Raw genomic sequence first — 22,144 nt, forward strand, 5'->3', positions numbered from 1 at the left:
GCGATTTCGCCAACCCCGAAAACTACAGACTATCGAGCAATTTCTGGCTTTGCTCGATTTACGCGAGAACCTTGGCGACGACACCAGCGCCGACGGTACGACCGCCTTCACGGATAGCGAAGCGCAGACCTTCTTCCATCGCGATCGGAGCGATCAGCTTCACCGTGATCGACACGTTGTCGCCCGGCATGACCATTTCCTTGTCCTTCGGCAACTCGATCGAACCCGTTACGTCCGTGGTACGGAAGTAGAACTGCGGACGATAGTTGTTGAAGAACGGCGTGTGACGACCGCCTTCGTCCTTGCTCAACACATACACTTCAGCCGTGAAGTGCGTGTGCGGCGTGATCGAACCCGGCTTGGCCAACACCTGGCCACGTTCCACGTCTTCACGCTTCGTGCCGCGCAACAGAATACCCACGTTGTCGCCCGCTTGACCTTGGTCCAGGAGCTTGCGGAACATTTCCACGCCCGTGCACGTCGTCTTCACCGTCGGCTTGATGCCGATGATTTCGATTTCTTCGCCAACCTTAACCACACCGCGCTCGATACGGCCCGTCACCACCGTGCCGCGACCCGAGATCGAGAACACGTCTTCCACCGGCATCAGGAACGAACCGTCGATGGCGCGCTCCGGCGTCGGGATGTACGTGTCCAGTGCGTCGGCCAGGTTCATGATCGCCACTTCGCCCAGCTCGCCCGTGTCGCCTTCCAGCGCCAGTTTGGCCGAACCCTTGATGATCGGCGTCTCGTCGCCCGGGAAGTCATACTTCACCAGAAGCTCACGCACTTCCATTTCAACGAGTTCCAGCAACTCGGCGTCGTCCACCATGTCGCACTTGTTCAGGAACACGATGATGTACGGCACGCCAACCTGGCGAGCCAACAGAATGTGCTCACGCGTTTGCGGCATCGGACCGTCTGCAGCCGAACACACCAGGATCGCGCCGTCCATCTGCGCTGCACCCGTAATCATGTTCTTCACATAGTCGGCGTGTCCCGGGCAGTCAACGTGCGCGTAGTGACGCGCTGCCGTTTCGTACTCGACGTGTGCCGTGTTGATCGTAATACCACGTGCCTTTTCTTCCGGCGCTGCATCGATCTGGTCATACGCCTTCGCTTCGCCGCCAAACTTCTTCGACAACACCGTCGCGATTGCTGCCGTCAGCGTGGTCTTGCCATGGTCGACGTGACCAATCGTGCCTACGTTGACGTGCGGCTTGGTCCGTTCGAATTTACCTTTTGCCATTTTCGACTCCTAACAGGAATTTTTCCGTACCTTGCGCCGCGCGCAAACGTGTGGACTAGTGTTGCTGGTGCCCATGAGCAGGATCGAACTGCTGACCTCTCCCTTACCAAGGGAGTGCTCTACCACTGAGCCACATGGGCAGACCTTGATGCTGGAGCGGGTGAAGGGAATCGAACCCTCGTCATAAGCTTGGAAGGCTTCTGCTCTACCATTGAGCTACACCCGCTTGGGTCTAACGATTCCCGACGCTTGCTACATTATTCTGGTGGAGGAGGCTGGATTCGAACCAGCGTAGGCGTAAGCCAACAGATTTACAGTCTGCCCCCTTTAGCCACTCGGGCACCCCTCCGCAGAGAACTGACGATTATGGGGGAACATCGCTGCTGTGTCAAGCTTTCAGCGAGCCCACCGTAATCGATGCCTCTCACTTATAGGCGTTCAGAAACGCAAAAACCCCACCTTTGTGGGGTGGGGTTTTTGTTTAGCTGCACAGGTTACGAGCAACAGATGAGGAGCCTGACGATTACCTACTTTCACACGGGAATCCGCACTATCATTGGCGTGGAGTCGTTTCACGGTCCTGTTCGGGATGGGAAGGGGTGGTACCGACTCGCTATGGTCATCAGGCATAAAGGGGTGTTGTATCGCGGGTTAGGCGCTACAACCAATCTGGGGAAGAAGTAGTCGAGTTCACTCTTGCAGAGCGCCTCGTTGTTACTGGATTGTGTTTGTTACTAGGCACAACACTGATCTCAACCTTTGCGTTCGTCTGGCACTGGGCCATAGGAGACACACTTGTTATAGGATCAAGCCTTACGGGCAATTAGTATCAGTTAGCTTAATGCATTACTGCACTTCCACACCTGACCTATCAACGTCCTGGTCTAGAACGACCCTTCAAGGAGCTTAAAGCTCCAGGGATATCTCATCTCAAGGCGAGTTTCCCGCTTAGATGCTTTCAGCGGTTATCTCTTCCGAACATAGCTACCCGGCGATGCCACTGGCGTGACAACCGGTACACCAGAGGTTCGTCCACTCCGGTCCTCTCGTACTAGGAGCAGCCCCCTTCAAATATCCAACGCCCACGGCAGATAGGGACCAAACTGTCTCACGACGTTTTAAACCCAGCTCACGTACCTCTTTAAATGGCGAACAGCCATACCCTTGGGACCGGCTACAGCCCCAGGATGAGATGAGCCGACATCGAGGTGCCAAACACCGCCGTCGATATGAACTCTTGGGCGGTATCAGCCTGTTATCCCCAGAGTACCTTTTATCCGTTGAGCGATGGCCCTTCCATACAGAACCACCGGATCACTATGACCTGCTTTCGCACCTGCTCGACTTGTCGGTCTCGCAGTTAAGCACGCTTATGCCATTGCACTATCAGCACGATTTCCGACCGTACCTAGCGTACCTTCGTACTCCTCCGTTACACTTTGGGAGGAGACCGCCCCAGTCAAACTGCCTACCATGCACTGTCCCCGATCCGGATCACGGACCAAGGTTAGAACCTCAAACAAACCAGGGTGGTATTTCAAGGACGGCTCCACCGAAACTAGCGTTCCGGTTTCATAGCCTCCCACCTATCCTACACAGATCGGTTCAAAGTCCAATGCAAAGCTACAGTAAAGGTTCATGGGGTCTTTCCGTCTAGCCGCGGGGAGATTGCATCATCACAAACACTTCAACTTCGCTGAGTCTCGGGAGGAGACAGTGTGGCCATCGTTACGCCATTCGTGCAGGTCGGAACTTACCCGACAAGGAATTTCGCTACCTTAGGACCGTTATAGTTACGGCCGCCGTTTACCGGGACTTCAATCAAGAGCTTGCACCCCATCATTTAATCTTCCGGCACCGGGCAGGCGTCACACCCTATACGTCCACTTTCGTGTTTGCAGAGTGCTGTGTTTTTATTAAACAGTCGCAGCCACCAGTTTATTGCAACCCCTTCACCCTCCTGGCGCAGGCCAGTCAAGCTACAGGGGCGTACCTTATCCCGAAGTTACGGTACCAATTTGCCGAGTTCCTTCTCCCGAGTTCTCTCAAGCGCCTTAGAATACTCATCTCGCCCACCTGTGTCGGTTTGCGGTACGGTCTTGTTAAACTGAAGCTTAGAGGCTTTTCTTGGAACCACTTCCGATTGCTTCGCCACCTAAGCGGCTCGCCTCACACCCTTGAATTCCGCGCCCGGATTTGCCTAAGCGCCTTCTCCAATGCAAGGACCGGGACTTCCAACACCCGGACAACCTTCCGCGATCCGTCCCCCCATCGCATTTAACAATGGTGCAGGAATATTAACCTGCTTCCCATCAGCTACGCATTTCTGCCTCGCCTTAGGGGCCGACTCACCCTACGCCGATGAACGTTGCGTAGGAAACCTTGGGCTTACGGCGAGGGGGCTTTTCACCCCCTTTATCGCTACTCATGTCAGCATTCGCACTTCCGATACCTCCAGCACACTTTTCAATGCACCTTCACAGGCTTACGGAACGCTCTCCTACCATGCGGGATAAATCCCGCATCCGCAGCTTCGGTATATTGCTTAGCCCCGTTACATCTTCCGCGCAGGACGACTCGATCAGTGAGCTATTACGCTTTCTTTAAAAGATGGCTGCTTCTAAGCCAACTTCCTGACTGTTTTAGCCTTCCCACTTCGTTTCCCACTTAGCAATATTTGGGGACCTTAGCTGGCGGTCTGGGTTGTTTCCCTCTTGACACCGGACGTTAGCACCCGATGTCTGTCTCCCGTGATTGCACTCTTCGGTATTCGGAGTTTGCTATGGCGTAGTAATCCGCAATGGACCCCACAACCATGACAGTGCTCTACCCCCGAAGGTGATACACGAGGCACTACCTAAATAGTTTTCGGAGAGAACCAGCTATTTCCAAGTTTGTTTAGCCTTTCACCCCTATCCACAGCTCATCCCCTAATTTTTCAACATTAGTGGGTTCGGTCCTCCAGTACGTGTTACCGCACCTTCAACCTGGCCATGGATAGATCACTTGGTTTCGGGTCTACGCCCAGCAACTGAACGCCCTATTCGGACTCGCTTTCGCTACGGCTGCCTTAATCAGTTAACCTTGCTACTGAACGTAAGTCGCTGACCCATTATACAAAAGGTACGCCGTCACCCCTTGCGAGGCTCCGACTGTTTGTATGCATGCGGTTTCAGGATCTATTTCACTCCCCTCCCGGGGTTCTTTTCGCCTTTCCCTCACGGTACTGGTTCACTATCGGTCGATCACGAGTATTTAGCCTTGGAGGATGGTCCCCCCATCTTCAGACAGGATTTCACGTGTCCCGCCCTACTTGTCGTACACCTAGTTCCACACATCCGCTTTCGCCTACAGGACTATCACCTGCTATGGTCACACTTTCCAGAGTGTTCGGCTAACGGTCGTGCTAAAGAGTACAGGCTGATCCCATTTCGCTCGCCACTACTTTGGGAATCTCGGTTGATTTCTTTTCCTGCGGTTACTTAGATGTTTCAGTTCACCGCGTTCGCTTCACTAGACCTATGTATTCAGTCTAGGATGACCCAGAAGGGCCGGGTTTCCCCATTCGGACATCTACGGATCAAAGCTCGTTTGCCAGCTCCCCGTAGCTTTTCGCAGGCTACCGCGTCCTTCATCGCCTGTGATCGCCAAGGCATCCACCACATGCACTTGTTCGCTTGACCCTATAACGAGTGTGTCTCTCCAAACACTACCCAGGTTGCCCCGGACCGTGTTTTTCTTCACCCCGCTATAGGTTGAGTATTCGTGTTGCGCCGTATTCCAAAGCAATCTTTCGATCACCTTTTCATACATTGATACAATCACAACCCTGATTCACCTACTCACACACCCATCTCTAAGTGTACTTTCGTGAATCTCTTTACTACTTCTTCCAGATTGTTAAAGAACGACAGCACAACTTAAAGCGCTATGCTTTAAGTTGCTTACTGACTGGCTCAATCGCCAATGCGTAATCACTCTCTTTATAAAGAATGCTATGCGTTGGTGATTGGTGGAGGATGACGGGATCGAACCGACGACCCCCTGCTTGCAAAGCAGGTGCTCTCCCAGCTGAGCTAATCCCCCAAGTACCTTGATGCTTGAGGGTCTGCATTTACAAACGTAAATGGTGGGTCTGGTTGGATTCGAACCAACGACCCCCGCCTTATCAAGACGGTGCTCTAACCAACTGAGCTACAGACCCTTAGCCTGTCTTCTTACAGCCGATAAGCGTGAGCGCTTTAGCACTTCACTTTGAAACGTTGAGCTCGAGAAAGGAGGTGATCCAGCCGCACCTTCCGATACGGCTACCTTGTTACGACTTCACCCCAGTCATGAATCCTACCGTGGTGACCGTCCTCCTTGCGGTTAGACTAGCCACTTCTGGTAAAACCCACTCCCATGGTGTGACGGGCGGTGTGTACAAGACCCGGGAACGTATTCACCGCGGCATGCTGATCCGCGATTACTAGCGATTCCAGCTTCACGTAGTCGAGTTGCAGACTACGATCCGGACTACGATCGGTTTTCTGGGATTAGCTCCCCCTCACGGGTTGGCAGCCCTCTGTTCCGACCATTGTATGACGTGTGAAGCCCTACCCATAAGGGCCATGAGGACTTGACGTCATCCCCACCTTCCTCCGGTTTGTCACCGGCAGTCTCCTTAGAGTGCTCTTGCGTAGCAACTAAGGACAAGGGTTGCGCTCGTTGCGGGACTTAACCCAACATCTCACGACACGAGCTGACGACAGCCATGCAGCACCTGTGTATCGGTTCTCTTTCGAGCACCCCCACCTTTCAGCAGGGTTCCGACCATGTCAAGGGTAGGTAAGGTTTTTCGCGTTGCATCGAATTAATCCACATCATCCACCGCTTGTGCGGGTCCCCGTCAATTCCTTTGAGTTTTAATCTTGCGACCGTACTCCCCAGGCGGTCAACTTCACGCGTTAGCTACGTTACTAAGTCAATGAAGACCCAACAACTAGTTGACATCGTTTAGGGCGTGGACTACCAGGGTATCTAATCCTGTTTGCTCCCCACGCTTTCGTGCATGAGCGTCAGTATTGGCCCAGGGGGCTGCCTTCGCCATCGGTATTCCTCCACATCTCTACGCATTTCACTGCTACACGTGGAATTCTACCCCCCTCTGCCATACTCTAGCTCGCCAGTCACAAATGCAGTTCCCAGGTTAAGCCCGGGGATTTCACATCTGTCTTAACGAACCGCCTGCGCACGCTTTACGCCCAGTAATTCCGATTAACGCTCGCACCCTACGTATTACCGCGGCTGCTGGCACGTAGTTAGCCGGTGCTTATTCTTCCGGTACCGTCATCCTCCCGCCGTATTAGGGCAGAAGTTTTCTTTCCGGACAAAAGTGCTTTACAACCCGAAGGCCTTCTTCACACACGCGGCATTGCTGGATCAGGGTTTCCCCCATTGTCCAAAATTCCCCACTGCTGCCTCCCGTAGGAGTCTGGGCCGTGTCTCAGTCCCAGTGTGGCTGGTCGTCCTCTCAGACCAGCTACAGATCGTCGCCTTGGTAGGCCTTTACCCCACCAACTAGCTAATCTGCCATCGGCCGCCCCTATAGCGCGAGGTCTTTCGATCCCCCGCTTTCTTCCGTAGATCGTATGCGGTATTAATCCGGCTTTCGCCGGGCTATCCCCCACTACAGGACACGTTCCGATGTATTACTCACCCGTTCGCCACTCGCCACCAGGGTTACCCCCGTGCTGCCGTTCGACTTGCATGTGTAAGGCATGCCGCCAGCGTTCAATCTGAGCCAGGATCAAACTCTTCAGTTCAATGCCTGTTACTGTTTTCTATTCTTGCGAATAGGTCGCTCACTCAACGTACTGACAAGTTCCTCCCATCTTCCCTTTCGGAAAGACGCTCAAAACCTACCTTAATACTAGTGTGAGACTTGATACTTTCGCTTCACGGCAGCGTCTCCCGAGAAACCCCGGAAAACACCACCACGCTTCTCAGCAAAACACCAAGCGCCCACACTTATCGGCTGTTAGTTTTTAAAGAACATTCGCTCAAACCGCAGAATCCCAACCCTCAGAACCCACCGCTTTCGCGTCGCTGCTCGTGCAGCACAGAAACGAGATTATGTAGCATCTTTTTCTCCCTGTCAACAAGCTTGTGAGCGTTTTGCTTTCAAACTTACCGACTTTCGAGCCGCTTGTTTCTTTAGCGGTCCTCGTTGCGAAACGAGGAGGCGAATAATAGGTGATGGCGTCCACTAAGGCAAGAGCATCTTCAAACTATTTTCGGGAAAGCCCTAACAGCCGTTCAACGTCCCTTCGCCAGCCCCATTTCGTCGATGGGAACAGCGTCCGACATGGCCGTATAACCCGCGTCGCTGGGATGGATATGGTCGCCGCTATCGTAGCGCCGCTGAAGGCGCTCCGGATGGGCCGGGTCCCGTAGCGCCTGGTCGAAGTCGATCACACCGTCGAATGCATGGCTTGAGCGGATCGAATCGTTCACTGCCGTCCTGATCGCCTCACGTTCCGGCGGCAGCGAGGCCGGCGTCAGGGTTGCCCCATAGATCCGGACCCCGCGCTGGTGAGCCTGCGCAATCAGCCGCTGATACCCGCGCAACAGCGAATCGACGGTCACAGGCGTATGGGGATCGTCGCAATCCAGGCCGGCGTGCGGGGGCATCGCGGGGAAATTGATGTCGTTGATGCCGATCATCAGGATCACCGCGCGTACTCCGGGCTGGCGCAATGCGTCGCGGTCGAATCGGGTCAAAAGCGCATCGCCGTAACACGGCGATGCGCTCAGCAAGCGATTGCCGCTGATTCCCGCATTCACGACCGCGGTGCCGTCGATGCCCTTTTGTGTCAGCCGGCGCGCCAATGCGTCGGGCCAGCGACGGTTCGCGTTCGGCGTGGAGCGCATGCCGTCGGTGATGGAGTCTCCGATTGCTACCAGCGCCCGCGCCGGCGCTGCGTCGACGGAAACGCTCGTCAGCCATACGAATTGCGTGAAGCGGGTGCGGAACGCGGCGGCGTTTGTATCGGAGGAATGGTTGCCTGGCGTCGATACGTAATTCGTCTGGTTCGCCACCCTATGCCATGCGGCCATTTTTTGGCCCGCTCCCATATAAGTGCTGACGGCGAGCGGCTGGTGGGCGGAGACATCGAAGGCGATCGGGTCGCTGTCCATCTGGCCACCCGGCGCGATGGTCACGCCCTGCTTGCCGGCAAACGTCACAGGACGGCTAGTGCCCGCCCGGATCGCTGCCGCGCCGCCGGACACGGAGCGCGCTACTTGCACGCCTTCGATCACCAGCGGCGCAGTGCCATACACATTGCTAAAGCGCAGCCAAACGTGCCGGCCGTCGATGGCGGGATACACAATCTGCCGCACCGTCCGGCCGCCAATCTCAGGCGCGCGATACAGCGCCGGCAAATCCGCCCGCTGCGGAATTGCCTGTAACGCCGTGCCCCAGGCGCTGACCCAGTGTTCGGCCGGCGCGTCGTCGGCGAGAGCGCTGGTGGATGGCAACAGGGAAGCAAACAGCGTCGCGGCGGCAACGGCGGAAAGGGCGCGAAAGTTCATCGGGGAACGGGTGTTTTTGAGGGAAAAAACGATTGTGCCTGAACAGGCAAACCAGGCGCTTACAGTTCGGCGGATGCTCCATGGCTACTTATTGGCCACTCGACCTGGCTCGCGGCACACCCTTCGGGCACGGGTCGGGACGTTGCCCGCGGAGACGCCGACGTCCGATACCCGGTAATGCCACCGAACACACCCTTCGCCCACCCGCCGTGCCCGGCTTCCGGGCACGGCGCCAGGACGTTGCCCACAGACACGCCGACGTGCAATGCACCGCGATTCCAGCCAACAAACCCTTCATCTACCTGCGAAAGGCCGGTTTGCGGGCAATCGAAATCTCTTTGCCCGACTCCGAAGTCGTACCCATCCGACGTCTTTTGTCGTCGAAAATCGGACCATTTTGTGAAAAGCCCTCAGAATGTCGGCATTCCGCCTCGCGGTTCTCACTTTGTCCGGTACTTATTCAGCATGCATTCCAAAACTTCTCCCAGCACCAGCGCCGCACCCTCCCAGATCCAATGGGAGGAAAAAGGCGAGAACCGTTCGGCGCTCTGGCACTCGGAAAGCGGAATCGCGCCGCCCAAACGCGTGGTGATCGGCGATGACCAGATGACCGCCGATTCCGCCTATCGGCTGGCATGTGAAGGCACGGCCATTCTCTGGCGCGGCGATTTCCAAAACGCTCGCCAGTTGCTGCAGGCGGTTACACGGCGTATCGAAACGCGGCCGAAAAAGTCCGCCAAAGCGAAAGCGAAGGAACGCAGCGCCGCCCCCGATGCACCGCCGGCCGCGCCGCCCGCTCCCGCCGAGGCATTCAATTTGCATCGGCTCGCCCAGTCGCAGCGGGCGCGCACGCTCGGCATGCTGCTGTTGCCGCTGGATGCCGAATACGCCATTCCGCTACGGCGCGCGCCGGTTGTGAAGGAAGCGTGTGAAGAAGCGTATGGCGCGGCGACGGGTGAGTCGGTTGTGTCGCTGCGGGAGGTGCTCGGGCTGGTCGGCGCGCACGAGTGGCGCAAAAAGGGCGTGGACGTCGAGGCGCTCGGTGCGCGGATTCATCCTTACTATGGCGTGTTTTCGCCGGTGCGCGGCGAGTACATCAAGCTGGTGGCGGATCAGCCGCTGCCATCAAAGGAACTGGCTTTCGATATCGGCACCGGCACGGGCGTGCTCGCCGCTTTGCTGGCTCAGCGCGGCGTGAAGCGTGTGATTGCGACGGAGATCGATGCCCGGGCGCTGGCCTGCGCGCGCGAAAACATCGAATTATTGGGGTATGAACAGCAAGTGAAGGTGGTCGAGGCCGATCTGTTTCCGGAAGGCCGTGCGCCATTGATCGTCTGTAATCCGCCGTGGCTACCGGCCCGGCCGAGTTCGGCTATTGAACACGCAATCTACGATCCGGAAAGCCGCATGCTGCGCGGATTTCTCGATGGCCTCGCGGCCCATCTGACGCCGGGCGGCGAAGGCTGGCTGATTCTTTCCGATATAGCGGAACATCTTGGCTTGCGAACACGTGCGGAATTCCAGGAGTGGGTCGACCGCGCCGGGTTGAAGACGGACGGCCGGATGGATATTCGTCCGCAACACCCCCGCGCCGCCGATAAAACCGATCCGCTTTATCACGCGCGTTCGGCCGAGGTCACATCGTTGTGGCGTCTTGTGCCGGCTTGAGTTTCTTCTTCGGCGCCGGCGTTCAGGCGGGCTTGGCGCCCGTCTTCACATAAGCCAGCGCCGCTTCACCCGCTACCAAACCGCTCGCGAAACACGCCGTGAGCAGATAACCGCCCGTCGGCGCTTCCCAATCCAGCATCTCGCCCGCGCAGAAAACGCCGGGCAGCGCGTCGAGCATCAAGTGCGAATCGAGCGACTCGAACCTCACGCCGCCCGCACTGCTGATCGCTTCGGCGATTGGCCTTGGGCGCGTCACGGTCAGCGGCAACGCCTTGATACGTTGAGCGAGGCGCGTGGTATCGGAGAAATCTTCGCGGTTCAGAACCTCTCGCAGCAAACCCGCCTTTGCACCCGTCAGGTTCAGACGGCTCTGCAAATGGCTCGACATGGATCGAGCACCGCGTGGATGCGTCACTTCATCGTGAACACGCTGCGGCGTCAGAGCCGGCAAGAGATCAAGGAAAAACGTGGCATCGCCGGCGGCTAGACGATCGCGAATGCGCGCGGACATCGCGTAGATCAGACTGCCTTCAATACCTGTTGATGTCAGCAAGCACTCGCCCGCACGCCAGTCGATACCGCCCTCTCCCTCTTCCCGCGGCAAACCGATCGCCACGGCTTTCAGCGGCTCGCCTGCAAAACGGCTGCTGAAGTGCTCGCTCCAGTCGATATCGAAACCACAATTTGATGGCTTGAACGGAGACACGCCCACGTTGCGCGCTTCCAGGTTAGGAATCCACGTGGCGTCCGAGCCGAGTCGCGGCCAGCTCGCGCCGCCGAGTGCGAAGACGACAGCATCGGCTTCGACCGAGCGCTCGCCTTCAGGCGTGGCGAACCGCAGAATCCGCAGAGCGTCGTCGCCCCAGTCAAGCCACTTATGCCGCATATGGAACCGTACGCCCGACCCGCGTAGCCGGTGCAACCAGGCACGCAGCATCGGCGCGGCTTTCATGTCGGTAGGAAACACGCGGCCCGAGCTGCCGACGAACGTTTCCACGCCCAATCCGTGAACCCATGCGCGTAACGCGACGGCATCGAAACGGCGCAGCAGCGGTTCAATTTGCGTCCTGCGCTCGGTGTAACGCGAAAGGAATAGCTCGGCGGGTTCCGAATGCGTGAGATTCATACCGCCCTTGCCGGCCATCAGGAACTTGCGGCCGACCGACGGCATGGCGTCATAGAGATCCACTTCGATACCGCCCGCCGCCAGCGCTTCCGCGGCCATCAAGCCAGCAGGGCCGCCACCGATAACGGCAACGCGCGCGTGAGGAATTTCGGAGAAGGATGGTGACGGCATGCGGGTACACGATTGAAAGCGAAACAGCATTGTCGCATTCGGTGTCTGTGAACCGCGAACGGGGCCGGAACCGAACTGCGTTGACCTTGCCGCTCGCTGCATAATTCAGCGAGAACGATCAAAAAAGGAGATGTCGATGCAAATCGATTGGTCGAGGATCCGTTCCGGTGAGGCCGACACGCTGCATGACGTGGCAGTCGAGATATCTGGCTGGATGATTCCGCTCGAATTGTCATCTTGCGTCGATTACTTTCTGCTCGCGGCCGACGCTCCGTGCTGTTCGGGATGCACACCGGCCGATCCGCGATCGAGTATCGAAGTGATTGCCGCTTCGTTGATTCAGGTGCAGGACGGGCCGCTGACGATTCGCGGACGACTTCGCCGTTTGACCGACGATCCGGCGGGTTGGCGCTATCAACTCATCGATGCCTGCGTGACCAGCCAGAACAAGCCATTCAGCCGGCGTGCGTTCCTGGCATCGACGGCCGCGCTGGGTTTGGTGGCCTGCGCGCGTGGCCGCTTCGCCGGATATACCGACAATCCGGACGCGCAGGCTACCGCTCAAAGCTGGCGCTCGACCGGCGCGCTGACGATGGACATGCACAGCCACGCCGGCCGGGTGACTATCTCCCGCGATCCGTCGATTGGTGCCAACCGCCCTTTCGCTCCGCTCGCCGCACCCATGCGCAGCGGCGGCATGAACGTGGTCACGCTGGCGATCGTCACCGATACCGTGGTCACGCGGGTGTCCGCAGATCGCAAGCGCATCGAGGCGTATCGGCCGCCCGCGCCCGGCGAACTCTACGCGCTCAGTCAAACCGAGTTTGCACGGGTGCACGCGTTGATCGAGCGCGAGCAATTGAATGTGATTACCAGTAGCGCGTCACTGAAAGCCAATGCGAACGCCGGGCCGAGCGCGATCATCGCTTCGGAAGGGGGTGATTTCCTGGAGGGACAACTGGATCGCGTCGATGAGGCGTACACGCAGCACCAGTTGCGCCACCTGCAAGTGGTGCACTACCGAGTGAACGAACTCGGCGATATCCAGACTGAGGCGCCCCAGCACGGCGGTTTGACGGATTTCGGCGCGCAAGTGGTCAGGCGATGCAACGACCTTGGGATCGTTGTCGATGTCGCGCACGGCACGTTCGATCTCGTTAAACGGGCAGCGTCGGTGTCGTCGAAACCATTGGTGCTATCGCACACGGCGCTGTCCGCGCATCCCGGCGGCCGAAGCCGGCTCATCAGCCCCGACCACGCCCGCGCCGTCGCTGATACGGGCGGCGTAATCGGCATCTGGCCAAATTCCGGAACATTCCGGGATTTGCAGGCAATGGCGGAAGGCGTCAAGCGGATGGCCGATCTGGTCGGCGTCGACCACGTCGGCATGGGTACGGACATGCGGGGCTTTATTTCCCCGCCGGTTTTCACCCACTACGGCCAGTTGCCCGACTTTGCAAACCAGCTTCTTGCCGCGGGATTCTCGAACGAAGAGACGGGGAAGATTCTTGGGGAGAACTACAGGCGGGTATTTGAAGCGAGTGTGGGGTAGGCGGTCGAGGAATGGGTGAACGGAAAGGTGCCGTTCACCCTACGGGCTCGTCCAGACTCCACCGCCCGGCAATTACGACGCGGTCACGCTAGATGGAGGCTCGTGCTGTTTCTGCTTTGGGCGTGGGCAGTTCGCTCGATGTATCGAGACTGTCCAACCATTGATCCATCGCGTCCGTCGTCACCGTACGGCCCGCATCTCCATCCTCCAGGCCTTCACGTATCGCCTCCCCTTCGAGTTCATTGGCCCGCCTCTTTACCTCGTCGGCCAGATTAATCGCCGCCTGCACATCCACGGACTTCATCGCAATGGTCATAAGCGCCTCGTTGATAAAAATTTACTCAATCTATTAGTCTGAGCATTAAGCCCGTTCCAATACTGCCGCTTCAAAGTCATGCTATCAGGGCAAGAAACACCTTCCGCCCTCGTCTCCCCACGTCTATCTCAAAAAATAACTATTAACCGACCGGACGGTCGGCTTATAATTGCGGCACAGTGACTTCCTAGAGCGAGCGATCGTCATGTACACGCAATCCCTCGATATCCCCGGCAACGTGCAGTCCATCGATCCGGCGTCGACATCGCCGGAACTCAGCCGTTTTGACGCCGTGATGGCCGCCGACGGCAAGATCGAACCGCAGGACTGGATGCCCGATGCCTACCGCAAGACGCTGGTCCGCCAGATCTCTCAGCACGCGCATTCGGAAATTGTCGGCATGTTGCCCGAGGGCAACTGGATTTCCCGCGCGCCGAGCCTGAAGCGCAAGGCGATCCTGCTCGCGAAGGTGCAGGACGAAGGCGGCCACGGCCTCTATCTATATAGCGCAGCGGAAACCATGGGCGTGTCGCGAGACCAACTCGTCGATGCCCTGCACGCCGGCAAAGCCAAGTACTCGAGCATTTTCAATTACCCGACGCCCACGTGGGCGGATGTCGGCGTGATCGGCTGGCTGGTGGACGGCGCGGCGATCATGAACCAGATTCCGCTCTGCCGCTGCACGTATGGCCCCTATGCGCGCGCGATGATCCGCATCTGCAAGGAAGAGTCATTCCATCAACGACAAGGTTTCGACGCGCTGCTTTCCATGATGAAAGGCACCGACGCCCAAAAGGAAATGGTCCAGCAAGCGGTGGACCGCTGGTGGTGGCCAGTGCTGATGATGTTCGGCCCGAGCGACAAGGATTCCATCCATAGCGGCCAGTCGTTTAAATGGGGCATCAAGCGGATATCGAATGATGATTTGCGGCAGAAATTCGTCGACGCCACGGTCGAGCAAGCCAAGATTCTCGGCGTCACGCTGCCCGATCCCGACCTCAAATGGAACGAAGAACGGCAGGCGCACGACTACGGCGAGATCGACTGGGAAGAATTCTGGCGCGTCGTGAACGGTGACGGCCCCTGTAATAAGGAACGCCTCGCCACGCGAGTCAAAGCACACGACGACGGGCTCTGGGTTCGCGAAGCCGCGCTGGCCTACGCCGCGAAACAAGCTGCGAAGCAAGCCGCCCGCGCCCAAAAGCAAGCTGCATAAAGGAGCGACAAATGAATAACGAATGGCCGATCTGGGAAGTGTTCGTGCGCAGCAAGCAGGGTCTCGATCACAAGCATTGCGGCAGCCTGCACGCGCCGGACGCACCGGGCGCGCTGCGCATGGCACGCGATGTCTACACGCGTCGTCAGGAAGGCGTGAGCATTTGGGTGGTGCCATCGGCGGCAATAACGGCCTCCGATCCCGCCGATAAAGCCGAGTTCTTCGATCCCGCCGGCGACAAGATCTACCGTCACCCCACGTTCTTCGTGCTGCCCGACGAAATCAACCACATGTGAGCGAAGGGTCAAGCCCATGACAACGCCCCAACATCTGTCCTATATATTGCGTCTCGCCGATAACGCCCTGATCCTCGGCCAGCGCAACGGCGAATGGTGCGGACACGGCCCGGTGCTCGAGGAAGATATCGCGCTGGCCAATATCAGCCTCGACCTGATCGGCCAGGCGAGATTGCTGTACTCGCACGCGGCCACGCTCGATGCCGAGCTTTACGGCACGAAGAAAACCGAAGACGACTACGCGTATTTCCGCAACGAACGCGATTTCCGCAATTACACGCTGACCGAGTTGCCGCACGCAGGTCCGTTATCGGGCACGGCGCGCTCGGATCGCGACTACGCGGTGACGGTCGTGCGCAACTTTCTTTATTCGACGCTGATGGCGCATCTGTGGACAGCGCTCATGCAATCCACCGACGCGCAACTTGCGGCAATCGCGTCGAAGTCGATCAAGGAAACGCGTTATCACCTGAATCACGCGAGCGACTGGCTACTGCGTTTCGGCGATGGCACCGATGAATCGCATCGTCGGGCTCAAGCAGCGGTGGATTACCTGATGCCGTACACCCGCGAGTTCTTCAGTATCGATGACGTGGAAATAAGCATCGCCGATGCGGGTATCGGTCCGCTGACTACGGATCTGGAAACCGCGTGGCGTGAAGACGTGGATACAACGCTCGCTGAGGCCACGCTACAAAAACCCGCCGATGCCAAACACGTGGGCACCGGCAAGCTCGGCGAGCATTCCGAGCACATGGGTTTCCTGCTCGCAGAATTGCAGAGCCTCGCGCGGCAGCATCCCGGCGCGAGCTGGTGAACGCGATGATGATGACCGCTGCCGAAGCCTCGCTCGATCGCGTATGGGCAGTGCTCGACGCTGTGCCGGACCCGGAAATTCCGGTGGTCTCCATCCGTGAGCTAGGCATTCTCCGCGATATCCGCCGCGCCGCCGACGACACATTGGAAATCGTCATCACGCCCACGTATTCCGGCTGCCCGGCGATGTACCAGATCGCCGAAGACATTGGCGCAGCGTTGAACGAAGCGGGCTTTACGAAGCATCGCATCGACACAGTGCTGGCGCCGGCGTGGACCACCGACTGGATGACCGACGCAGCCCGCGACAAGCTCAGGCAATACGGCATCGCCCCGCCAATGGGCAATTGCGGTTCAAACGAACACGCGCCGCAAGAACGGCCAATCCGCTTCGTGCCGCGTGTCGTGGACCAACCCGCGTGCCCGCGCTGCGGCTCATCGCATACCGAACGCCTGGCCCAATTCGGCTCGACCGCGTGCAAGGCGCTGTATCGCTGCATGGATTGCCGCGAGCCGTTCGACTACTTCAAACCGTACTGAAAACGACCATGGCGACTCCGCAATTCCACTCACTGCGCATCCGCGACGTCCGTCCCGAAACCGCCGACGCCGTCACGGTTTCCTTCGATGTCCCCGAAACCCTGCGCGACGCATTCCGCTTCACGCAAGGCCAGTTCGTCACGTTGAAGACGCATATCGACGGTGAGGAAACGCGGCGCTCGTATTCAATTTGCGTCGGCGTGACGGATTACGACCGCGATGGCGAATTGCGTATCGGCATCAAGCGCGTGCGAGGTGGCCGCTTCTCGAATTTCGCCTTCGATACGCTGAAACCCGGCCATGAAATCGAAGTGATGACGCCCGATGGCCGCTTTTTCACCCACTTGAACGCCGATCACGTGAAGCATTACGTGGCCTTCTCGGGCGGCTCGGGTATCACGCCGGTGCTCGCGATCATCAAGACGACGCTGGAAACGGAGCCGACCAGCCGCTTCACGCTCATCTACGGCAACCGCAGCGTGGACGCGATCATGTTTGCCGAGGAACTGGAAGACCTGAAGAACCGCTTCATGAGCCGGTTTTCGCTGTATCACGTGCTATCGGACGATTTGCAGGACGTCGAATTGTTCAACGGCGTGCTGAACCAGGAAAAATGCGCGGCATTTCTGGAGACGCTCGTTCCAGCCAATGCAATCGACGAAGCCTTCATTTGCGGCCCCGGCCCGATGATGGACGCCGCCGAAGCCGCGCTGAAAAACGCGGGCGTGCCGCCCAGGCAGGTTCACGTCGAGCGATTCGGCACGCCGTTGCCGCAAGCAGGCGTGCCCGCAATCGAAATCACCGACGACACCCCCGCCGCGGATCTGGAACTCATTATCGATGGAAAAAAACGCAAGCTGCGCCTGCCGTATCGAGGCGTGAGCGTGCTCGACGTCGGGTTGAAAGCCGGGCTCGCGCTGCCCTATGCCTGCAAGGGAGGCGTGTGCTGCACGTGCCGCGCGAAGGTGCTGGAAGGCGAAGTGCGCATGGAGAAGAACTACACGCTGGAACAGCATGAGATTGACGCGGGTTTCGTGCTGACTTGCCAGTGCCACCCGGTTTCGGACCGCGTGGTTGTGAGCTATGACGAACGTTGAACGCCGGGTTGGCCGATCGCGCTGATTCGATTCGCTTACACTAGGGGTCGCCCGTTCCGAATGCGGTGTGCCGCGCCTCGTCGCCGCACTCGCCGCGCGCGGGCAGCCTACTTACGTTTGCGGTCACCGTTACTGATGAGCACGATCCACGTTACCAACGGCGATCACGCCGCCGAGATTCTTCGCGAAGCCTTGCAAACAGCGGCCCGCGATGAACGCGTCATCCCGCTGAAGGACGACCTGGCGGTCGGCCAGTTGAGGGGCATCGACGACAACCCGGAAGCCCGGGCTCTGTTCTGGCAGCAGGTGCTGAACGAACAGAAGTTCGACTTCATATCGAAGCTCAAGGAACAGGACGCCCTCCTGCGCGACCTCGCGCAGGACGACGGACAGGTCGTGATCTGGCACGGCCAGAGCGCCAGTGACCAGTTGACGCTGCGACGAGTGGCCTACACGCTGCGCAACGCGCCGCAGCGTTTGAATGAAGCCAAGCTAACCCATGAAGACCTGCCCTTCGTCACCGCTGGCGACGGCACGCAGCGGCGCCGTGGCCGTGAAGACGGCGCGACGGCAGTCGGCATGTTCACGGCGGCCGAGCTGGGCGCCAAGCTGCCGACGGCCGCGCCCATTTCGGTGTTGCGCATCAGCCGTCTTGCGCTGGAATGGCAGGAAGTGAAGCAGATCAATAGCGAGACTCGCCGATGGCGTGACAACACGTTCATTTCCGGCACCTATTCCGATGTCGATGAAACCATCCTCCAGATAGCCAGCGACGGCTGGCAGGAAGCGCGCCGGCTCGCCGGAGAGGTGATGGGCTCGAGCTTCGGCTTTCTGGTCAGCGATTCCATCGCGTTCTGGCGCTGTCGCGAACTCGTCGCGGTGGGCAAACTGGAGATTCGTGGCGATCTCGCCAAGATAGCCGAGGCCAAACTTCGTCGCGCGACGCATTAGAATCCCCGATCGATCCAGCAATTCTCCGAGACTCAATGGCCCGTACAAGAGCGCCCGACCACGACACCCAACGCGAGCAGATCCTCGAACTCGCCGCCGCCAAATTCGCGCAGACCAGCTACCCGAGCACGTCGATGGCCGATCTCGCTGCGGCCAGCGGCACCTCCAAAGCTCGGCTTTATCACTATTACGCGAGCAAGGAAGCCATTCTTTTCGACCTGCTCGACCGCTACACGAAGCGGTTGATGCTGATCATCGCGGAAGTGGAGGGAGCAAGCCAACGCCGCGGATTGACGGAGCGCGAGGCCTTCGCCGAGCTGATTCGCGCGTTTCTCGCCGAGTACGAAACGTCCCATAGCCGGCACGTTGCGTTGCTCAACGACGTCAAATATCTCGAAGACACGCAGCGTGAAGTCGTGCTGGAACGCCAACGCGGCATTGTCGCGGCGTTCGCCCGGCAACTTGCGCGCGCGTATCCGAAGCGCGCGACGAAAGAGAACCAGACCGCGCTCACCATGATGGTGTTCGGTATGATCAACTGGACCTTCACGTGGCTCAAACCCGATGGAAAGCTGGGTTATCGTGAGTTCGCGGAGCAGGTTGTGGGCGTGATCGAGCACGGGATGAACGGCGATAACTGAGTGAAATGGTGCGTTGCGCCATTTCACCGCCATAAGATGTCCGATCCACGCAATACCAGTTAAGTTACTGTTTATAAACGACTTTAATCCAACTTATTTGAAAGTTAGACGGGACGCTCCACAGTCTATTACGGGTTTTCCCTAGTGCTCCCGTCGGGGTTCGGCTAAAATCCGTTTTGCGACGCACCATGTCGCGCGACGAATCAAGGAGCCACCATCGTGAACATGCCTTTCTACCGCCACACTGCATCGATCTTCGCAGCAGCCGATCGTTCGCAAACGGCTGCCGGTCGTTCGCCCGTTCTCGTCCGTGAGTTGTCCTCGAGCGACCGCGAGCGTCTCCTCAAACACTTCCTCGCTCTCGACGAAGACGACCGCCTCCTGCGCTTTGGCCAGATCGTGCCGGATCGTGTGATCGAGAACTACGTCGCAAATATTGATTTTTCGTGCGATACGGTTTTTGGTGTCTTCGACGAACAGTTGAACGTGGTTGGCGTTGGTCATCTGGCCTATTTACCGGCCGAAGGCGACAAGCGCACGGCGGAGTTCGGCGTGTCGGTGCTGGAAAGTGCACGTGGCCGTGGAGTCGGTAGCCGCCTGTTTGAACGCGCCGCCATCCGCAGCCGCAACACGCATGTTTCAATGCTCTACATGCATTGTTTATCACGCAACTCGACCATGATGCACATTGCGAAGAAGTCGGGAATGAAGATCGAGTATGCGTATGGTGAAGCCGACGCTTACCTGTCGCTCACGCCTGCCGACCAAGGCAGCATTCTCACGGAGATGTTGCAGGAGCAGGCAGCGGTCTTCGATTACGCGGTCAAGCGCCAAGCGCGCCGGGCATCGCAAATGTTTCAGGCGTTCATGCCTACTGCCGACGCGGCCTGATATCAGGACCTCGAGTCCCGAGTCCCCAGGCAAATCAGCAAGCATGCGCAAAAGCACGAAAGGCGGCGAAAGCCGCCTTTTTTGCGTCTGGAGTTTTGGGATCGATCGTTTGGCCCGGAAACTTTATCGAAGCCTTTATCGAATCGGCAGCGCCGTCGTCTCCTTGAAGCGCTCCAGCGAGAAGCTGCTTTTAACGTCGATCACTGATGGATGGTGCAGCAACTCGTCCTGCATGAAGCGCGAAAAATGCTCCATGTCTTCCACCTGGACGCGCAGCAGATAGTCCATGTCGCCGGTCATCGCGTCGCAAGCCACGACTTCCGGCCACGCGCGCACGGCTTCGCGAAAGCGGTCGGCGTGCGTCGGCGGGTTTTTCATCCCCGCTGATATCGCCGTCCCGCCGCGCTTCTCCAGACGCACGTTCACGTACGCGAGCAATCCGAGTCCAAGCAGACGGGGCTCCAACAGCGCGACGTAACCGCGAATCACGCCCTCTTCCTCCAGCCGCCGGATTCGCCGCAAGCAGGGACTCGGTGAAAGGTTGACCTGATCGGCGATATCCTGGTTCGACAGCCGCCCATTCACCTGAAGAATGGCGAGAATTTTTCGATCGATGGCATCGAGTTCGACCTGAGCCATTTTCTGCCTCCGATAGCCGCATTGACGGCATAAACATGCGTTATCGTAGTTATATGCGATTTACTTCGCAAGTATCCACCGTGCTTCCGTCGATAAACTTTGTCTCAATAACCACCGGTTAATCATCGAATCACATCGAATCATCGTCACGGTTCAGGAGACAAAGCATGCAGGCAACGACTTGGGACAATCCCGTTGGCACGGATGGTTTTGAATTCATCGAATACACGGCGCCGGATCCCGTGGCGCTCGGGCAATTGTTCGAGCAAATGGGGTTCACCGCGATTGCCCGGCATCGTCACAAGAAGGTGACGTTGTATAGGCAAGGCGAGATCAACTTTCTGGTGAACGCCGAGCCTGATTCCTTCGCGCAGCGGTTCGCGCGCCTTCACGGTCCATCGATTTGCGCGATCGCCTTCCGTGTCGCCGATGCGGGCAAGGCGTACAAACGCGCGCTCGATCTCGGCGCGTGGGGCTTCGATAACAAGACCGGCCCGATGGAACTGAACATTCCGGCGATCAAGGGCATTGGCGATTCGCTGATTTACTTCGTGGACCGCTGGCGCGGCAAGAATGGTGCGCAGCAGGGCAGTATCGGCGACATCAGCATCTACGACGTCGATTTCGAACCCATTCCCGGCGCCGAGCAAAATCCGGTTGGTCACGGGCTGACGTACATCGACCATTTGACGCACAACGTTCATCGCGGACGGATGATCGAATGGGCCGAGTTCTACGAGCGTTTATTCAATTTCCGTGAGGCGCGTTACTTCGACATTGAAGGCAAAGTGACCGCGGTCAAGTCGAAAGCGATGAGTTCGCCGTGCGGCAAGATCCGCATCCCGATCAACGAGGAAGGCTCGGATACGTCGGGGCAGATCCAGGAATATCTCGACGCCTATCACGGCGAAGGCATCCAGCACATTGCGCTGGGCAGCGATGATATCTACAGCACCGTCGACAAGCTGCGCGGCGCGAAAATCTCGTTGCTCGACACCATCGACACGTATTACGAGCTCGTCGACCGGCGCGTGCCGAATCATGGCGAATCGGTAGCGGAATTGCGCAAACGCAAGATCCTGATCGATGGCGTGCGGGACGAAATCCTGCTGCAGATTTTCACGGAAAACCAGATCGGCCCGATCTTCTTCGAGATCATTCAGCGCAAGGGCAATCAGGGGTTCGGCGAAGGCAATTTCAAGGCGCTGTTCGAATCGATCGAACTCGACCAGATACGGCGTGGCGTAGTGAAGGACACAAGCGCCAGCTAAAACGTGCTGTGCAAATAAAAATGCCGGGGACCCAAAGATCCTCGGCATTTTTTCTGTTCATTGGCGATTGGGAACAGCGCGAGTAACCGCATTAGCGACGCGCGCGGGAGTCACGACGCGGGCTGATTC

At 58.2% G+C, this 22,144-nt stretch carries 16 protein-coding genes, 5 tRNA genes and 3 rRNA genes; 11 read left to right on the forward strand and 13 right to left on the reverse strand.

Annotated features, from left to right (window positions below):
* Positions 1–58 precede the first annotated feature (58 nt).
* From tuf to ACSQ36_RS17955, 10 genes are all read right to left on the reverse strand, one after another.
* Entirely contained in the window at positions 59–1,249 is a 1,191-nt protein-coding gene (gene tuf / locus ACSQ36_RS17910) for an elongation factor Tu (RefSeq protein WP_031361585.1), read from the reverse strand.
* Positions 1,250–1,314: 65 nt separating this feature from the next.
* A tRNA-Thr gene (locus ACSQ36_RS17915) sits at positions 1,315–1,389 on the reverse strand.
* Between the two features lie 12 nt (positions 1,390–1,401).
* Positions 1,402–1,475 (reverse strand) — tRNA-Gly (locus ACSQ36_RS17920).
* Between the two features lie 37 nt (positions 1,476–1,512).
* A tRNA-Tyr gene (locus ACSQ36_RS17925) sits at positions 1,513–1,598 on the reverse strand.
* A 165-nt stretch (positions 1,599–1,763) separates the two neighbouring features.
* Positions 1,764–1,876: ribosomal RNA gene (gene rrf, locus ACSQ36_RS17930) — 5S ribosomal RNA — on the reverse strand.
* A gap of 175 nt (positions 1,877–2,051) precedes the next feature.
* Positions 2,052–4,932, reverse strand: a 23S ribosomal RNA gene (locus ACSQ36_RS17935).
* A gap of 327 nt (positions 4,933–5,259) precedes the next feature.
* Positions 5,260–5,335, reverse strand: a tRNA-Ala gene (locus ACSQ36_RS17940).
* A gap of 41 nt (positions 5,336–5,376) precedes the next feature.
* Positions 5,377–5,453 (reverse strand) — tRNA-Ile (locus ACSQ36_RS17945).
* Positions 5,454–5,522: 69 nt separating this feature from the next.
* Positions 5,523–7,053, reverse strand: a 16S ribosomal RNA gene (locus ACSQ36_RS17950).
* The 16S, 23S and 5S rRNA genes sit together here with 5 tRNA genes alongside, the layout of an rRNA operon.
* A 493-nt stretch (positions 7,054–7,546) precedes the next feature.
* Positions 7,547–8,824, reverse strand: a complete 1,278-nt coding sequence (locus tag ACSQ36_RS17955; RefSeq protein ID WP_436182860.1) for an SGNH/GDSL hydrolase family protein — start codon at positions 8,822–8,824, stop codon at positions 7,547–7,549.
* Between the two features lie 465 nt (positions 8,825–9,289).
* Here ACSQ36_RS17955 and ACSQ36_RS17960 point away from each other — a divergent pair, with 465 nt between their 5' ends.
* Entirely contained in the window at positions 9,290–10,492 is a 1,203-nt protein-coding gene (locus ACSQ36_RS17960; protein WP_436182861.1) for a methyltransferase, read from the forward strand.
* 22 nt (positions 10,493–10,514) lie between these two features.
* Here ACSQ36_RS17960 and ACSQ36_RS17965 read toward each other — a convergent pair whose 3' ends face one another.
* Entirely contained in the window at positions 10,515–11,789 is a 1,275-nt protein-coding gene (locus tag ACSQ36_RS17965; RefSeq protein WP_436182862.1) for a TIGR03862 family flavoprotein, read from the reverse strand.
* A 136-nt stretch (positions 11,790–11,925) separates the two neighbouring features.
* Between ACSQ36_RS17965 and ACSQ36_RS17970 the strand changes: the two genes are divergently transcribed.
* Positions 11,926–13,341 (forward strand): dipeptidase, encoded by a 1,416-nt coding sequence (locus ACSQ36_RS17970; RefSeq protein ID WP_436182863.1) that lies wholly within the window; start codon positions 11,926–11,928, stop codon positions 13,339–13,341.
* A gap of 88 nt (positions 13,342–13,429) precedes the next feature.
* On the opposite strand, the gene ACSQ36_RS17975 is transcribed toward ACSQ36_RS17970, so the two are convergent.
* On the reverse strand, positions 13,430–13,657 hold the full coding sequence (locus tag ACSQ36_RS17975) for a hypothetical protein (RefSeq protein ID WP_436182864.1): 228 nt from the start codon (positions 13,655–13,657) through the stop codon (positions 13,430–13,432).
* 205 nt (positions 13,658–13,862) lie between these two features.
* Between ACSQ36_RS17975 and paaA the strand changes: the two genes are divergently transcribed.
* From paaA to ACSQ36_RS18015, 8 genes are all read left to right on the forward strand, one after another.
* Positions 13,863–14,873: a 1,2-phenylacetyl-CoA epoxidase subunit PaaA gene (paaA, locus tag ACSQ36_RS17980; RefSeq protein WP_436182865.1), complete on the forward strand. Its 1,011-nt coding sequence runs from the start codon at positions 13,863–13,865 to the stop codon at positions 14,871–14,873.
* A gap of 11 nt (positions 14,874–14,884) precedes the next feature.
* On the forward strand, positions 14,885–15,169 hold the full coding sequence (paaB, locus tag ACSQ36_RS17985; protein WP_031360504.1) for a 1,2-phenylacetyl-CoA epoxidase subunit PaaB: 285 nt from the start codon (positions 14,885–14,887) through the stop codon (positions 15,167–15,169).
* Positions 15,170–15,185: 16 nt separating this feature from the next.
* Positions 15,186–15,986, forward strand: a complete 801-nt coding sequence (gene paaC, locus ACSQ36_RS17990) for a 1,2-phenylacetyl-CoA epoxidase subunit PaaC (RefSeq protein ID WP_436182866.1) — start codon at positions 15,186–15,188, stop codon at positions 15,984–15,986.
* Positions 15,987–15,991: 5 nt separating this feature from the next.
* Complete coding sequence (gene paaD, locus ACSQ36_RS17995) at positions 15,992–16,525, forward strand: 1,2-phenylacetyl-CoA epoxidase subunit PaaD (RefSeq protein ID WP_436182867.1); 534 nt, start codon at positions 15,992–15,994, stop codon at positions 16,523–16,525.
* An 8-nt stretch (positions 16,526–16,533) separates the two neighbouring features.
* Positions 16,534–17,622 (forward strand): 1,2-phenylacetyl-CoA epoxidase subunit PaaE, encoded by a 1,089-nt coding sequence (gene paaE / locus ACSQ36_RS18000; protein ID WP_436182868.1) that lies wholly within the window; start codon positions 16,534–16,536, stop codon positions 17,620–17,622.
* Between the two features lie 135 nt (positions 17,623–17,757).
* Positions 17,758–18,573, forward strand: a complete 816-nt coding sequence (locus tag ACSQ36_RS18005) for a DUF1835 domain-containing protein (RefSeq protein ID WP_436182869.1) — start codon at positions 17,758–17,760, stop codon at positions 18,571–18,573.
* 35 nt (positions 18,574–18,608) lie between these two features.
* Entirely contained in the window at positions 18,609–19,214 is a 606-nt protein-coding gene (locus tag ACSQ36_RS18010) for a TetR/AcrR family transcriptional regulator (protein WP_213768760.1), read from the forward strand.
* A gap of 225 nt (positions 19,215–19,439) precedes the next feature.
* Positions 19,440–20,105, forward strand: a complete 666-nt coding sequence (locus ACSQ36_RS18015; RefSeq protein ID WP_213768775.1) for a GNAT family N-acetyltransferase — start codon at positions 19,440–19,442, stop codon at positions 20,103–20,105.
* Between the two features lie 135 nt (positions 20,106–20,240).
* Here ACSQ36_RS18015 and ACSQ36_RS18020 read toward each other — a convergent pair whose 3' ends face one another.
* Positions 20,241–20,744: an Lrp/AsnC family transcriptional regulator gene (locus ACSQ36_RS18020; protein ID WP_213768759.1), complete on the reverse strand. Its 504-nt coding sequence runs from the start codon at positions 20,742–20,744 to the stop codon at positions 20,241–20,243.
* Between the two features lie 167 nt (positions 20,745–20,911).
* Here ACSQ36_RS18020 and hppD point away from each other — a divergent pair, with 167 nt between their 5' ends.
* Complete coding sequence (gene hppD, locus ACSQ36_RS18025) at positions 20,912–22,015, forward strand: 4-hydroxyphenylpyruvate dioxygenase (RefSeq protein WP_213768758.1); 1,104 nt, start codon at positions 20,912–20,914, stop codon at positions 22,013–22,015.
* Positions 22,016–22,144 lie beyond the last annotated feature (129 nt).

It is taken from the genome of Caballeronia sp. LjRoot34, assembly GCF_964253815.1.
Taxonomy (GTDB): domain Bacteria; phylum Pseudomonadota; class Gammaproteobacteria; order Burkholderiales; family Burkholderiaceae; genus Caballeronia.